Raw genomic sequence first — 14,083 nt, forward strand, 5'->3', positions numbered from 1 at the left:
ATCAACAAAAAAGCCCCTGCAGAACAGGGGCCAAGAGAGGAAAGGTTTTGCTTAGTCTACTTGAGGACCAGCCGCGACTAGGGATTTACCTTCGTCGTTGTCTGTGTACTTCTCAAAGTTATTTATAAAGCGCTCCGCCAGGTCTTTCGCCTTGCTTTCCCACTGCAGTGGGTCAACATAGGTGTCTCTAGGGTCTAGGATCTCTGGGTTTACGTTCGGTAGAGCCGTTGGTACTTCTAGATTGAACACAGGGATAGACTTAGTGCCTGCCTTCTCGATAGAGCCGTCTAGGATGGCATCGATAATGGCGCGAGTATCTTGGATAGAGATACGCTTACCTGTGCCGTTCCAGCCAGTATTCACTAGGTAGGCTTCTGCACCTGCTTCTTCCATACGCTTAACCAATACCTCAGCATACTTGGTTGGATGCAGGGTTAGGAAAGCCGCACCGAAACAAGCTGAGAAGGTAGGCGTTGGCTCAGTGATGCCACGCTCAGTACCCGCCAGCTTAGCGGTAAAGCCGGATAGGAAGTGATACTTAGTCTGCTCTGGGGTTAGCTTGGCTACTGGAGGAAGTACGCCAAATGCGTCAGCAGATAGGAAGATCACCTTGTTCGCATGACCGCCCTTAGATACTGGTTTAACGATATTCTCGATATGGTGCAACGGATAAGAAACACGGGTGTTCTCAGTCTTAGAGCCATCGTCGAAGTCGATAGAGCCGTCACCGCGCACGGTTACATTCTCTAGTAGTGCATCACGGCGGATAGCATTGTAGATGTCAGGCTCAGCTTCTTTGGATAGCTTGATGGTCTTAGCGTAGCAACCACCTTCGTAGTTAAATACACCATCGTCGTCCCAGCCGTGCTCATCATCACCAATCAGTGCGCGTTTAGGGTCGGTTGATAGGGTTGTCTTACCTGTGCCCGATAGGCCAAAGAAGATAGCTACATCGCCTTTTTCTCCCATATTTGCTGAGCAGTGCATAGATGCGATGCCTTTCAGCGGAAGGAAGTAGTTCATCATAGCGAACATACCCTTCTTCATCTCACCGCCATACCAAGTACCGCCAATGAGCTGCATCTTCTCGGTTAGGTTAAATACGGTGAAGTTCTCAGAGTTTAGGCCGTGCTCTTCCCACTTGCTGTTAGTGCATTTAGCGCCATTCATTACCACAAAGTCAGGCTCGAAGGAGGTGAGCTCTTCTTCGCTTGGGCGGATAAACATATTCTTCACGAAGTGAGCCTGCCAAGCTACCTCAGTGATGATACGCACCGCTAGACGGGTGTCGGGGTTAGCACCACAGTAACCATCGATAACAAACAGACGTTTGTCTGAAAGCTGAGTGGTTACTAGCTGCTTAAGGTCATTCCAAACCTCTTGGTTAATCGGCTTGTTGTCATTTTTGACTGTGTCTGTGGTCCACCACATATTCTCTTTGGTAGTTTCATCGTTAACGATGAACTTATCCTTTGGTGAACGACCAGTAAAAATGCCGGTGTCGACAGCAACAGCGCCAAGTTCTGTCACTACACCTCTTTCGTAGCCTTGAAGTGTTTCACTTGTTTCCTCAGCAAATAACATTTCGTAACTAGGGTTACGAACTATCTCTGTTGAGCCAGTGATACCGTAGCGGGTTAAGTCGATTGCGGAAGCCTTTGCATGTTCCATAACGGTCATAGGTGCTCCTTTGTAGGGTATTTTGGTAAGAATTCCTCTGAGCTAACTGATAAATAATAGTTTTTTTCTCTGGTCAGCGCTCTTTTCTAACTCAGACTATATATGTCTTTCTTGTTTAATATTTCAACAAGGTTCACATTTTTTATCCCTATATTTGTATGAATAATACTCGGCATAACGGGATCTGAAACCTGAAAAAATAATAAAATGCGTGAAATAGTGTGAATCTGGGCGAGAAAACGCACGATAAGGGGATATGAAAGGTGATGAGCATAAAAAAGCCGGCCAAAAGGCCGGCTTAGACTAAAGTCTAATTTTGTGACTTAGTGCATAGTTGGCTTGGTCGTATCAGCGAACAATTCTTCAATTTGTGCTGAGTCAAAGTCGTAGCTTGTGCCACAGTAGTCACAGTGCAAAGACACCATACCTTCGGTCGCTAGGATGTCGTTCACCTCAGCGCGATCGATAGTTACGATAGCGGCACCGCTGCGTTCACGAGAACAGCCACAGAAGAATTCAACCGGTTGTGGGTCAAATAGCTGCACTGTTTCTTGGTTGTATAGGCGATAAAGCAGGTCATTTGCTGCTAGAGAGAACAGCTCTTCGTTCTTAACCGTGTTGGTCAGTTGCTCTAGGTGATCAAAGTCTTCTGGTTTACCCGTACCGTCAGGAACAACCTGAAGTAGCATACCCGCAGCGTTTAGTTGACCTTCGTGCTCGCCAGTGCGAATCCAAAGACGGGTCTTAAGCTGCTCTGAGCGCTCGAAGTAGTTTTCAATTACTTCAGCGATAGTGTCGCCTTCAAGGCCGACAACGCCTTGGTAGCGCTCGCCCTTTTTAGGGGTAATAGTGATCACTAGGTGACCCTTGCCCAGCATTTGGTGCAAGGTAGCGTCGTCAGCGATCTTACCTTCAAAGCGCGCAACACCGCGAACCTTTTGGTCGTGGTCGCCGTTGATTACCGCCAAAGATACAGGGCCATCGCCTTGCAGTTGAAGGGTAATTGAGCCTTCAAATTTTAGGGTTGCAGTCAGTAGTGTGGTAGCAACAAGCAGTTCACCAAGCAGAGTTTGCACAGGCAACGGGTATTGCTTGCTTGAAATGATGCTTTGGTAAGCTTTATCCAGCTGAACAAGTTCTCCTCGAACAGATAGATCTTCAAATAGGTAGCGATTTAACACGTTGTTTTCCATTAGGAAACTCCAGCTTATTGGTTTTTAAACTTAATCAGGTCGCGACGTTGTTTTTTGTCCGGGCGACGGTCTGGACTTGGGTTGTGCGCATGCATCTTGCGCTCTAGCGCTTGGCGCTCACGTTTTTCGACACTCTGCTCTGTCTCGCTATATAGGAGTTGAGCCTCAGGTGCACCGCGTCTCTGGTCAGAAATTTTCTCGATCAGCACGGTTTTTTCGACGTGTCCCTGTCTTAGCGTTACTGTTGCGCCGAGCTCGACTATCTTGCTCGGTTTAGAACGCTGGCCATCATAGTGGACCTTACCGCCATCGATCATGTTTCGAGCAATGGAACGCGTTTTATAAAAGCGAGCAGCCCACAACCATTTATCCAGTCTTACGGACTCAGGATTGGAACTCATATCTATTCTTGCTCTCTATATGTAAGTACAGACTGCGTTATGGTGACGCAGATATCATTTTTCAAGTAAAAGGCTTGGATAAGATTTCTATTTACCGCACATCTGCATAGAAACCTTGCGGAATGTGGTACGCTAGTCTGCTACTTTTAGTAGTGTTTACCTAGTGTTACCAACCATATGCAAGGGAAATGTGTGCACTTGAATTCGTAACCAGATTGCAACCTTTTAGGTGGCCTTATTCAAGTATACTCCCCTTTTTTCGTCGTCAAGGGATGCAGTTTTGTCTTATTCGCAACGAGCAAATCAATTTTTATCTGGCTTGATTAATCATCAGGCGCAGATTGCTAGTGCTGTAACCCTTTTGCTTATGGTTTTATCGGCTTGGATCGCCGGTTTACTGTTTTGGCAGTTCATGGGTGCCGATTCGGGTGTGGAGCGTTGGACGCCATCCAACCGCCAAGTGGCTGCTCAAGGTGGCGGTTCAGAACAATTGGATGTGAGCCAGTTGCTGGATGCCAATATGTTTGGCAAGGAAGATGAGCAAGCCCCTGTGGTTAGACAAGAGGTCGTAGACGCGCCCAAGACTCGTCTAAACTTGGTTTTAGTGGGTGTAGTATCGAGCAGTAATGCACAGAGGAGCCTTGCGGTGATCGCCAATCGTGGCGCTCAGGATACCTATGGTATCGGCGAGCAGATAGATGGTACTCGCGCAACATTACGTAACGTTCTCAAAGATCGCGTAATCATTGAGAACCAGGGGCGTAATGAAACCTTAATGTTAGAGGGTTTAGAATTCAAACGCGTGAGTGATGTGCAACAAGAAGTCGCTCGCTCTCAGCCGCAATCGAATGTTCAGGGCAATAACCCAGAGCTAGATGTCTCAGATTTGGACTCCATCAAGGCGGCCATCTCCGAAAACCCGCAGCAGTTTTTAAAATATATTCGACTTTCTCAGGTGAATCGTGACGGCAAGCTTGTCGGTTATCGAGTAAGACCGGGGAGAGACCGCGCCCTGTTTGATTCAGTGGGTCTGCAAGATGGTGACATCGCAGTGGAATTGAACGGTGCAGACCTTACCAATCCGGCCTCCATGGGCGAGATTTGGAAGAATTTGAACCAATTGAGTGAATTGAATCTAACGGTTGAGCGAGACGGTCAACGCTACGATATCTATTTACAGTTTTAGCGCGATAGCGTTGATTAGGAATAAAAAGAGCCAGTCGGCGATAGGCATAGGATGCCGAGTGTGTTTTTTTGGAGAGTTATTAAGTGAAATGGTTTAGCAAGAGTGCATGGTTATTAGCGGGAAGCCTGCTATGCACGCCTGCGTTCAGTGCCGACGGGCAAGGCGCAAATGAATTTAGTGCCAGCTTTAAGGGCACAGATATCGGTGAGTTCATCAATATCGTTGGTCGTAACCTAGAGAAGACCATCATAGTTGACCCATCGGTACGCGGTAAGATCGACGTTCGCAGCTATGACGTTCTGAACGAGAAACAGTATTACCAGTTCTTCTTGAATGTCCTCGAAGTGTACGGCTTTGCGGTTGTTGAGATGGAAAATGGTGTACTTAAGGTTATTAAAGCAAAAGACGCAAAAACCTCTGCAGTTCCGGTAGTGGGTGATGCGAGCGTTCAAGGCGACTCGGTAATCACTCGCGTGGTTGCGGTACGTAACGTATCCGTACGTGAACTATCTCCTCTATTGCGTCAGCTTAACGATAACGCCGGTGCGGGTAACGTGGTTCACTACGATCCTGCCAACATCATCCTTATCACAGGTCGTGCGGCGGTAGTTAACCGCCTTGCCGAGATCATCGAGCGTGTAGACAAGGCCGGTGATAAGAGCGTTGAGGTGGTTGAGCTTAAGAATGCCTCTGCCGCTGAGATGGTGCGAATCGTAGAAGCCCTAAATAAGACCACAGACGCTAAGAATACTCCTGCTTTCCTACAACCTAAGCTGGTAGCGGATGAGCGTACTAACTCTATCCTGATATCCGGCGACCCTCAGGTGCGTAAGCGCCTACGTAACGTGGTTCAGCAGCTAGACAAAGAGATGGCAACCACAGGCAACAGCCAGGTTGTGTATCTTAAGAATGCTAACGCAGAAGACCTAGTGGACGTGCTTAAGGGTGTTTCTGACAACCTTGCTAAAGCGAAAAACGCAGGCAAGGGCGCAGCAACAGCCAGCAACAACGAGGTAGTTATCTCAGCGCACAAGGGCACAAACGCCCTAGTTCTGACCGCTCCGCCAGATATTATGAAGGCGCTAAAAGAGGTTATCGCTCAGCTAGATATTCGTCGTGCTCAGGTTCTGATTGAAGCTCTTATCGTAGAGATGGCTGAGGGTGATGGCATCAACCTTGGCGTTCAATGGGGTAACCTAGAAACCGGTGCTATCGTTCAGTACGGTAATACCGGTGCACCTATCGGTCAGGTAATGGTTGGCTTGGAAGAAGCGCAAGACACTACCACTACCACAGCGGTATACGATGAGAACGGCAACTTCCTGCGTAATGAAACCACCACGGAAGCAGGTGACTACACCGCACTAGCTTCAGCTCTGGGTGGGGTAAATGGTGCTGCAATCAGCCTTGCGATGGGTGACTGGACCGCGCTTATTAGTGCCGTTGCAACCGACTCTAACTCAAACATCCTATCGTCTCCGAGTATCACGGTAATGGATAACGGCGAAGCGTCGTTTATCGTAGGTGAAGAGGTGCCGGTCATCACAGGCTCAACCTCAGGCTCAAACAACGAGAACCCGTTCCAGACTGTTGACCGTAAAGAGGTAGGTATCAAGCTTAAGGTTGTGCCTCAGATCAACGAAGGTGACTCGGTACAGCTTAAGATTGAACAAGAAGTTTCCAATGTTCTTGGTGCTAATGGTGCCGTAGACGTGCGCTTTGCTAAGCGTCAGCTAAATACCTCGGTAATGGTACAAGATGGACAAATGCTAGTGCTGGGTGGTCTAGTTGATGAGCAATCGAATGAGAGTGAATCCAAGGTGCCTCTACTAGGTGATATCCCATGGTTAGGTCAGCTGTTCAAGTCGACCAGCACTACGGTGAGCAAACGTAACCTGATGGTGTTTATTAAACCAACCATTATTCGCGATGGTGTATCGGCAGACGGTCTGACACAGCGCAAGTACAACTATATCCGTGCTGAACAGCTGTATAAGGCTGAGGAAGGCTTGAGACTGATGAGCGATGACCTAATCCCTGTACTGCCTAAGTTTGGTGATGATGCGAGCCGTCCGCCTGAGTTCAGAGCCTTCATCGAGCAAGTGGAAAAAGAGTAATGGACGCCCCGGCAGTTTGGGCGGGTGCCACCCGCCTACCATTCAGCTTCGCTAAACGCTTTAATGTGGTGTTAGAGATTCATACTGATCAAGATAAGAGTCAGCTGTTCTTTGTCGCACCACTTGAGACCAACACCTTGCTTGAGGTGGCGCGAGTTTCCAGTCATGACCTAGAGCTGGTGGAGCTGAATAAATCGGACTTTGAGAACAAGCTCGCTGAGGCCTACCAACGCGACTCTTCTGAAGCGCGTCAGCTTATGGAAGATATCGGTGCCGATAGTGACGACTTCTTCTCGCTGGCTGAAGAGCTACCGCAGAACGAAGACCTCCTCGAGGCAGAAGATGACGCGCCTATCATCAAACTTATCAACGCCATGTTGGGTGAGGCAATCAAAGAGGGTGCTTCGGATATCCATATCGAGACCTTCGAGAAGAACCTCTCTATCCGTTTCCGCGTAGATGGTGTGTTGCGTGATGTTCTAGCGCCGAGTCGTAAGCTTGCACCACTTTTGGTATCTCGTGTGAAGGTTATGGCTAGGCTAGACATTGCAGAGAAGCGTGTCCCTCAAGATGGTCGTATCTCGCTACTTATCGGTGGCCGCGCGGTGGATGTACGTGTATCTACTATGCCATCGTCTCACGGTGAGCGTGTGGTAATGCGTCTTCTGGATAAGAACGCCACTCGCTTGGATCTGCATAGCCTAGGTATGGCGCCGCAGAATCATAATAATTTTCAATCTCTTATCGCTAAACCTCACGGTATCATCTTGGTGACCGGTCCGACAGGCTCGGGTAAGTCGACCACCTTGTATGCTGGCCTGCAGGAGCTTAATAGCGCTGAGAGAAATATCCTGACCGTTGAAGACCCGATCGAATTTGATATCGATGGTATCGGTCAAACTCAGGTAAACCCTAAGGTAGACATGACCTTTGCCCGTGGTTTGCGTGCAATTCTGCGTCAAGATCCAGATGTAGTAATGGTCGGTGAGATCCGTGACCTTGAGACCGCACAGATTGCGGTGCAAGCCTCTCTTACAGGTCACTTGGTAATGTCTACCCTACACACCAATACCGCCGTGGGTACCATCACGCGTCTGCGTGATATGGGCATTGAACCCTTCCTTATTTCTTCATCGTTGTTGGGCATCTTGGCTCAGCGCCTGGTCAGAACCCTGTGTAATGACTGTAAGACTCCTTATGATGCGGATGCAGAGCAGAAGAAGCTGTTTGGTCTTGAGGCTGATGAAGGGCTGATTCTATATAAGCCAAATGGTTGTGAGAAGTGTGGCAACAAGGGCTATCGCGGCCGTACCGGTATCCATGAACTTCTGGTAGTGGATGAGAAAGTACAAGAGCTTATCCACGGCGAGCACAGCGAGTCGGATATCGAGCAACACATACGCAAAACTACCCCAAGTATTCGCCAAGATGGTCTGATGAAGGTTCGCGCCGGCAGAACCACCCTTGAAGAAGTGATGCGAGTGACGAGGGAAGAATAATGGCGGCGTTTGAGTACAAAGCGCTCGACGCTAAAGGAAAGCAAAAAAAAGGGGTTATCGAAGGCGATAATGCCCGTCAGGTACGCCAACGCCTGAAAGAGCAGGGAATGATGCCGGTTGAGGTCATTGAGACCAAGGCCAAGCAGCAGAAGACTCAATCTAAGGGTTTTCAGCGAGGTATCAGTGTACCCGATCTGGCGCTGTTGACCCGTCAGCTTTCGACCCTAGTTCAGGCAGGTATGCCACTAGAGGAATGCTTACGCGCGGTTGCCGAACAATCCGAGAAGGCCCGAATTCGCTCAATGCTGGTGAGCGTGCGCGCCAAAGTAGTCGAGGGTTATACCTTGGCTGACAGCATGCGTGAATACCCAGCTATCTTCGATGACCTGTTCTGCTCTATGGTTGCAGCCGGTGAAAAGTCTGGTCATCTAGACGCGGTGCTAGATAGATTGGCTGACTACGCCGAGAAGCGACAAGCACTGAAATCTAAGCTTCAACAGGCGATGATCTATCCTATTATGCTTACTCTAATAGCGGTAGGCGTTATTGGTTTCTTGCTGGCCACCGTAGTACCTAAGATCGTGGATCAGTTTGTGCAGATGGGGCAGGAGCTTCCAGCATCGACTCAGTTTTTGCTCGATGCGAGTAATTTTGTGCAGAACTATGGGGTCTTATTGGTAAGCGCCATTGTGCTTTCCATTGTCGGCACCAAGTTATTGCTCCGAAAGCCAGCCATGCGCCTTAGTTGGGATCACAAGATGTTGACCATCCCTGTGGTGGGTCGTGTGGCTCGAGGTTTGAATACTTCGCGCTTCTCACGAACACTGGCTATCTGCTCGTCCAGTGCTATTCCTCTGTTAGAAGGAATGCGTGTTGCGGCAGACGTGATGAGCAATAAATACTTTAAGAAACAGGTGCTTGAGGCATCTGATAGAGTACGTGAAGGTGCGAGCCTGCGTCACTCGCTGCAACAGAGCAAGTTGTTCCCGCCTATGATGCTGCACATGATAGCCAGTGGTGAGCAGTCTGGTGAGTTGGAACAGATGCTGACGCGTGCAGCGGATAACCAAGACCGAGATTTTGAGGGCTCAGTGAACCTAGCCCTTGGGGTGTTCGAGCCCCTACTAATCGTATTTATGGCCGGTATCGTGCTATTTATCGTGGTGGCAACCATGATGCCATTGCTTGAATTGAATAATTTAGTTTCTGGCGCGTAAGCCAGATGAGTGGAGAAAACATGAAGTACAGAAATAAACAGGGCGGCTTTACCCTACTTGAGGTAATGGTAGTTGTTGTAATCCTAGGTATTCTAGCGAGCTTTGTTGTTCCTAACCTATTGGGTAACAAAGAGAAAGCTGACCAACAGAAAGCGATTACGGATATCGTAGCGCTAGAGAATGCTCTGGATATGTATAAGCTGGATAACGGTGTATACCCAACCACAGACCAAGGCCTAGACGCACTAGTGACTCGCCCAACCGGTTCTCCTGAGCCACGTAACTATCGCAACGATGGCTATATCCGTCGTCTTCCAAGCGATCCATGGGGTAACGACTACCAATACCTAAGCCCGGGTGATAACGGCAACATCGATGTATTTACTCTAGGCTCAGATGGCCAAGAGGGTGGTGAAGGCGCAGCGGCTGATATCGGCAACTGGAACCTTCAAGACTTCCAGTAATCGCTAGTTAGATGATGCAAGGTAGCGCTCGGCGCAAACGCAATCAGCGTGGCTTCACCTTACTCGAAGTCATGCTGATTATGGTTTTAGTGGCTGTTAGTTCTGTAGCAGTGGTAGTGACATTGCCGACCAATAAGGACGATGCCGCTCATACCCGAGCGCAGCAACTGTTTCAGCGTTTAACCCTTTTGCATCAAGATGCCATCCTAAATGGCTGGGATATCGGAGTCAGGTTTGAAGAGCCTAACAACAAATATGTGTTGCTTCGACTCGGCAAGGATGGATGGCAACCCCTTGAGCACAGGCGTATACCGGCGGAAACTGAATTAGAAGACGGTGTTTCTCTCGGTTTCGAGCTAGGTGGTGGTGTCTGGGGACAAAAAGAAAGCTTGTTTGAGCAAGGATCTCTGTTCGATGAAGAGATGTTTGCCGATGTAGAAAAGAAAGATGAAGAGCGCCCACCTCAGGTGTTTATTCTTTCAAGCGGTGAATTGACCCCGTTTGAGGTGTTTATTCATCCAAGCAACACGGCTATGGGTGACCTGAATTGGCGTGTGCTTGCCCTTGAAAACGGCACCTTTAGGCTCCTAGCACCGGGGGAGGCATTAGACGATGAAGAAGCGCAATAGCGGTATGACTCTGCTAGAGGTATTAATTGCCTTAGCTATCTTCGCCACCGCCTCCATCAGCGTGATCCGTGCGGTGACCCAACACATCAACAGTATTGGGTATCTGGAGCAAAAAACCTTTGCCGGTATGGTGGCAGATAATCAGATGGCGATGGTGATGCTCTCTGACCCTATCACTACCACCAAGAAGGGAAGCAGTGAGTTGGCTGGCAAAACTTGGTATTGGCAAGCGGTACCGGTGGCAACGGCCAACAGCTATTTGAGAGCTATCGATGTCAGCGTTGCTGAGAACGAAGACATGAAGAGCCCACTAGTGACGGTGAGAAGCTATGTCCCGCAATAATAAGGGTTTCACCCTGATTGAGGTGCTGGTGGCGATCGCTGTGTTTGCAGCCCTGAGTATTGCTGCTTATCAGGTAGTTTTTCAGACTCAGCTCAGCAACGAACAATCTCAGCAGAAGTTGGCACGCCTGCAGCAGCTGCAAACCGCGTTGGTTTACTTAGATAGTGACTTTAGGCAGATAGCGATAAGACGCTTTCGCAACGATGGCCAAGAGGCCGGTGAGAGGCTTCTCTATTGGCAAGACAATCTGCTCGACTCAGATGAAAAAGGTGTGTTGTTTACTCGTCTAGGCTGGATTAATCCGCAGCAGCAATTCCCTCGAGGGGAGATTACCAAGGTTGGTTATCGGGTTAGAGATAACCGCTTGGAGCGTGTCTGGTGGCGTTATCCGGATACCCCAACGGGCCAGCAAGGGGTGATAACCCCAGTGCTGGATAGTGTGGAATCCTTCGACCTACGTTTTTATAACGGTGAGGGGTGGTCCCAAGAGTGGGACGAGACGGATAAGTTGCCCAAGGCGATTGCCGTCAACCTTGAATTAAAAGATTACGGTGAGATAGAGCGTATCTATCTCACAGCGGATGGACAACTGGAGCGGGTGAATGAAGATGAACCGCAATAGACCTATCCGCAAACAAAAGGGTGTTGCCCTATTAGTGGTGTTGTTGCTGCTTGCTGTGATGACCGCCATTGCCGCTACTATGTCAGAGCGCTTGGTGCTTGGCGTGGACAGAGCAACCAGTCAGGTGAGTAACCAACAAGCGTATTGGTACGCAATAGGCGTTGAAGCGCTGGCAAAATATGGCATCAATGAGAGCCTAGACGACAGCGATACGGTTAACCTGAGCCAAGCTTGGGCTTTGGATGAGCAGGTTTATCCATTGGAGAACGGTGAAGCCAAGGGTGTTATCCGAGATATGCAGGCGTGTTTTAACGTAAACGCCCTGGCTAATGTGCAAATCGACCCAACGTCCAGCTCGCGTCCATATCTACTCGGAGTTTGGCGTACACTGTTAGAAGAGGTCGGCATCGAGAGTTATCAAGCCGAGGTGATTGCAGACTCTACATGGGAATACCTAGATAGCAACGATGGCGTGACCACACAGACAGGTGTTGAAGATGCCACCTATGAGGGGCTGTCTCCAGCGTATATGGCGTCGAATGGCTTGATTGCAGATATCAGCGAGCTACGTAGTGTGTATCAGATGGATGCCGCTGGAATGCGCCGTATCTCATGGCTTGCCTGTGCGATACCGACCGATGATCTGCGCATCAATGTGAATACCATCCGCGTGTGGCAGAGCAAGATACTGGTCGCCCTGTTTCAGGAGGCTATCAGCGATGACCAAGCAAAACAGATTTTAGAAGACCGACCGTATGATGGCTGGGAGAACATAGATGAGTTTCTCGCTGAGCCGGCCATTAATGCTATTGATGCCACGGTCAGAGATAACGCCAAGCAATACCTATCGGTGGATAGCCGATATTTTGAATTGGATGCAGAAATTTATGTGCAAGACTCTAGGGTTCGCCTTCGTAGTTTGTTGCATAGTGAGAATGAAGATGAAGCTCGGGTTGTACGCCGACGGTTTGGAGGAATAAGTGAGCGAAGTCCTGACAGTTCGGCTGAGTAGAAACAGTTCGGATGAGATCCCTTGGCTGGTGTGGTCCGCTACACAGCAAGAGATCATTGCCAGCGGTGAGATCACCAGCCTGGATGACCTGTCGTCCCTTACGCAGTATGCGCAAGAGCGTCGCACAATTTTGTTATTGGATAGTCGTGATGTGATTCTGCGAGAGGTAGAGGTGCCTGCGGGTGCATCAAGACAACTCTCCACCATGTTACCTTTCTTGTTAGAGGAAGATGTTGCACAGGACGTAGATGAGTTGCACTTTTCTATTCTGAAGCAAACCAGTGATACCGCTTGGACTGCTGCAGTAGACAGAGACTATCTAGCCTCGTGTGTGGAAAGCTTTGAGCAGGCGGGGATCGAGCTAAATCGCATTGTCCCTGACGTGTTGGTTCTGCCAAACATCGACTCCGATATCACCATATTGCCCTTTGCAGACCATTTTTTGGTGAGACATCACGAGTTTTCAGGCTTTAGTATTCAACAGTCTTTGTTACCTGTAGCAAGCAAGATGGCGCCTTTCGTTGCAGCAAATAATGAAAGTGACGAAGAGGAACAGGAAGAAGCTAAATCTCTGGTTGTGGACTGCTTCGATACAATTCCTGAAGCCTTGCTAGAGCAAGAGGGCCTTGAGTGCAGGCAGCTTGAGCGCGAACTGCCTATGCAGATGTTGGCTAAATATGCTCAGCTCTCGTCAGTGACGCTATTGAGTGGAGAGTTCAAGCGTCAATCCTCATGGCTTAAGAACATTAAGCTATGGCGAGTTCCGGCTATTGCTGCGGCTATTTTGCTAGCCATGTTCTCGGTTAAGACCTTTATGCACGTGAATCAGATTGAAGAGCAGGCCGCCGCTTACCGCGCTGAGAGTGAGCGTATATTCCGTGCTGTGTTCCCTGATAAACGTCGTATTCCTACTGTGAGCTATCTAAAGCGCCAGATGAGTGATGAATCGGCTCGCTTGAGCGGTGATACCGTGGATGCGCCCGTGCTGACTTGGTTGGTGCAGGTACAGACGGCTCTGAAAGACAATAGAAACGTTAAAGTTCAGAGCATCAAATACGACAGCAATCGTGAAGAGCTCCGAATTCAAGCTCAAGCCAATGACTTCGAGACCTTTGAGAAGATCCGTGTTGCGCTTTCTGAGAAGTTTGCTGTAGAGCAAGGGCAGATTAACCGAAATGGCGAACTGGTTAGCAGTAGCTATGTATTGAAGGTGAAATAATGCAGGGTTTAAAACAGCAAATTCTAAGTTACTGGAATGGCATTAGCTTGCGTGAGCAGCGCATGCTAATTATTGCTCTGGGTTTCGCATTTGTGGCCGCTTTCTATTGGGGAGGCGTTCAGCCACTACAACAGAAGAGTGAGATGGCTCAGACGCGTTTAGCCTCTGAAAAACAACTGCTCAGCTGGGTGAAGAACGAAGCGGATACCATTACCGCGTTGCGTAAGACCAGCAGTGCGCCAAATATCTCATCACTACCTCTTAACCAGCTACTGTCTACCTCAAGCAGTAACTACAACGTTGAGTTGGTGCGTCTGCAGCCACGAGATGACATGGTTCAGGTTTGGGTTCAACCAGTAGCATTTAACTCATTGATTAATTGGCTTATTTATCTGCGTCAGCAACAAGGTGTGGATGTAGCATTCTTAGATATCAATGAAACCGACAAACCCGGCATAGTCGAGGTGAAGCGTTTGCAGTTTGAGAAGGTAGGCGGCTAGG

14 protein-coding genes are annotated in these 14,083 nt (G+C 48.9%); 11 read left to right on the forward strand and 3 right to left on the reverse strand.

Annotation, left to right across the window (positions count from 1 at the left end):
• Positions 1 to 51: 51 nt before the first annotated feature.
• The 3 genes from pckA to hslR form a co-directional block, all read right to left on the reverse strand.
• Positions 52 to 1,680 carry a phosphoenolpyruvate carboxykinase (ATP) gene (pckA, locus tag Pcarn_RS00560; protein ID WP_261834480.1) on the reverse strand — a complete coding sequence of 543 codons (1,629 nt, stop codon included), beginning with the start codon at positions 1,678 to 1,680 and terminating at the stop codon, positions 52 to 54.
• A 323-nt stretch (positions 1,681 to 2,003) separates the two neighbouring features.
• Positions 2,004 to 2,873: an Hsp33 family molecular chaperone HslO gene (hslO, locus tag Pcarn_RS00565; RefSeq protein ID WP_261834481.1), complete on the reverse strand. Its 870-nt coding sequence runs from the start codon at positions 2,871 to 2,873 to the stop codon at positions 2,004 to 2,006.
• Between the two features lie 14 nt (positions 2,874 to 2,887).
• On the reverse strand, positions 2,888 to 3,274 hold the full coding sequence (gene hslR / locus Pcarn_RS00570; RefSeq protein WP_261834482.1) for a ribosome-associated heat shock protein Hsp15: 387 nt from the start codon (positions 3,272 to 3,274) through the stop codon (positions 2,888 to 2,890).
• Positions 3,275 to 3,554: 280 nt separating this feature from the next.
• Here hslR and gspC point away from each other — a divergent pair, with 280 nt between their 5' ends.
• The 11 genes from gspC (at position 3,555) to Pcarn_RS00625 (ending at position 14,082) form a co-directional block, all read left to right on the forward strand.
• The gene (gene gspC, locus Pcarn_RS00575) at positions 3,555 to 4,460 is read left to right on the forward strand and encodes a type II secretion system protein GspC (RefSeq protein WP_261834483.1); all 906 of its coding nucleotides are present in this window, start codon (positions 3,555 to 3,557) and stop codon (positions 4,458 to 4,460) included.
• Between the two features lie 83 nt (positions 4,461 to 4,543).
• Positions 4,544 to 6,577 (forward strand): type II secretion system secretin GspD, encoded by a 2,034-nt coding sequence (gene gspD / locus Pcarn_RS00580; protein WP_261834484.1) that lies wholly within the window; start codon positions 4,544 to 4,546, stop codon positions 6,575 to 6,577.
• Positions 6,577 to 8,076 carry a type II secretion system ATPase GspE gene (gene gspE / locus Pcarn_RS00585; protein WP_261834485.1) on the forward strand — a complete coding sequence of 500 codons (1,500 nt, stop codon included), beginning with the start codon at positions 6,577 to 6,579 and terminating at the stop codon, positions 8,074 to 8,076. Before gspD ends, gspE begins: the two co-directional genes overlap by 1 nt.
• Positions 8,076 to 9,293: a type II secretion system inner membrane protein GspF gene (gene gspF / locus Pcarn_RS00590; RefSeq protein WP_261834486.1), complete on the forward strand. Its 1,218-nt coding sequence runs from the start codon at positions 8,076 to 8,078 to the stop codon at positions 9,291 to 9,293. The genes gspE and gspF overlap by 1 nt, the downstream gene beginning before the upstream one ends.
• Before the next feature lie 20 nt (positions 9,294 to 9,313).
• A complete protein-coding gene (gene gspG / locus Pcarn_RS00595; RefSeq protein ID WP_261834487.1) occupies positions 9,314 to 9,757 on the forward strand; it encodes a type II secretion system major pseudopilin GspG in 444 nt (147 codons plus the stop codon).
• An 11-nt stretch (positions 9,758 to 9,768) separates the two neighbouring features.
• On the forward strand, positions 9,769 to 10,386 hold the full coding sequence (gene gspH, locus Pcarn_RS00600) for a type II secretion system minor pseudopilin GspH (RefSeq protein ID WP_261834488.1): 618 nt from the start codon (positions 9,769 to 9,771) through the stop codon (positions 10,384 to 10,386).
• Entirely contained in the window at positions 10,370 to 10,729 is a 360-nt protein-coding gene (gspI, locus tag Pcarn_RS00605) for a type II secretion system minor pseudopilin GspI (protein ID WP_261834489.1), read from the forward strand. The genes gspH and gspI overlap by 17 nt, the downstream gene beginning before the upstream one ends.
• Positions 10,716 to 11,351, forward strand: a complete 636-nt coding sequence (gene gspJ / locus Pcarn_RS00610; RefSeq protein WP_261834490.1) for a type II secretion system minor pseudopilin GspJ — start codon at positions 10,716 to 10,718, stop codon at positions 11,349 to 11,351. Before gspI ends, gspJ begins: the two co-directional genes overlap by 14 nt.
• Positions 11,332 to 12,363, forward strand: coding sequence for a type II secretion system minor pseudopilin GspK (gene gspK, locus Pcarn_RS00615; RefSeq protein ID WP_261834491.1), 1,032 nt, complete (start codon positions 11,332 to 11,334; stop codon positions 12,361 to 12,363). The genes gspJ and gspK overlap by 20 nt, the downstream gene beginning before the upstream one ends.
• Positions 12,332 to 13,582: a type II secretion system protein GspL gene (gene gspL, locus Pcarn_RS00620; RefSeq protein WP_261834492.1), complete on the forward strand. Its 1,251-nt coding sequence runs from the start codon at positions 12,332 to 12,334 to the stop codon at positions 13,580 to 13,582. The genes gspK and gspL overlap by 32 nt, the downstream gene beginning before the upstream one ends.
• Entirely contained in the window at positions 13,582 to 14,082 is a 501-nt protein-coding gene (locus Pcarn_RS00625) for a type II secretion system protein M (RefSeq protein ID WP_261834493.1), read from the forward strand. The genes gspL and Pcarn_RS00625 overlap by 1 nt, the downstream gene beginning before the upstream one ends.
• Position 14,083 lies beyond the last annotated feature (1 nt).

The organism is Vibrio ishigakensis (assembly GCF_024347675.1).
In the GTDB taxonomy this organism is placed as follows: domain Bacteria; phylum Pseudomonadota; class Gammaproteobacteria; order Enterobacterales; family Vibrionaceae; genus Vibrio; species Vibrio ishigakensis.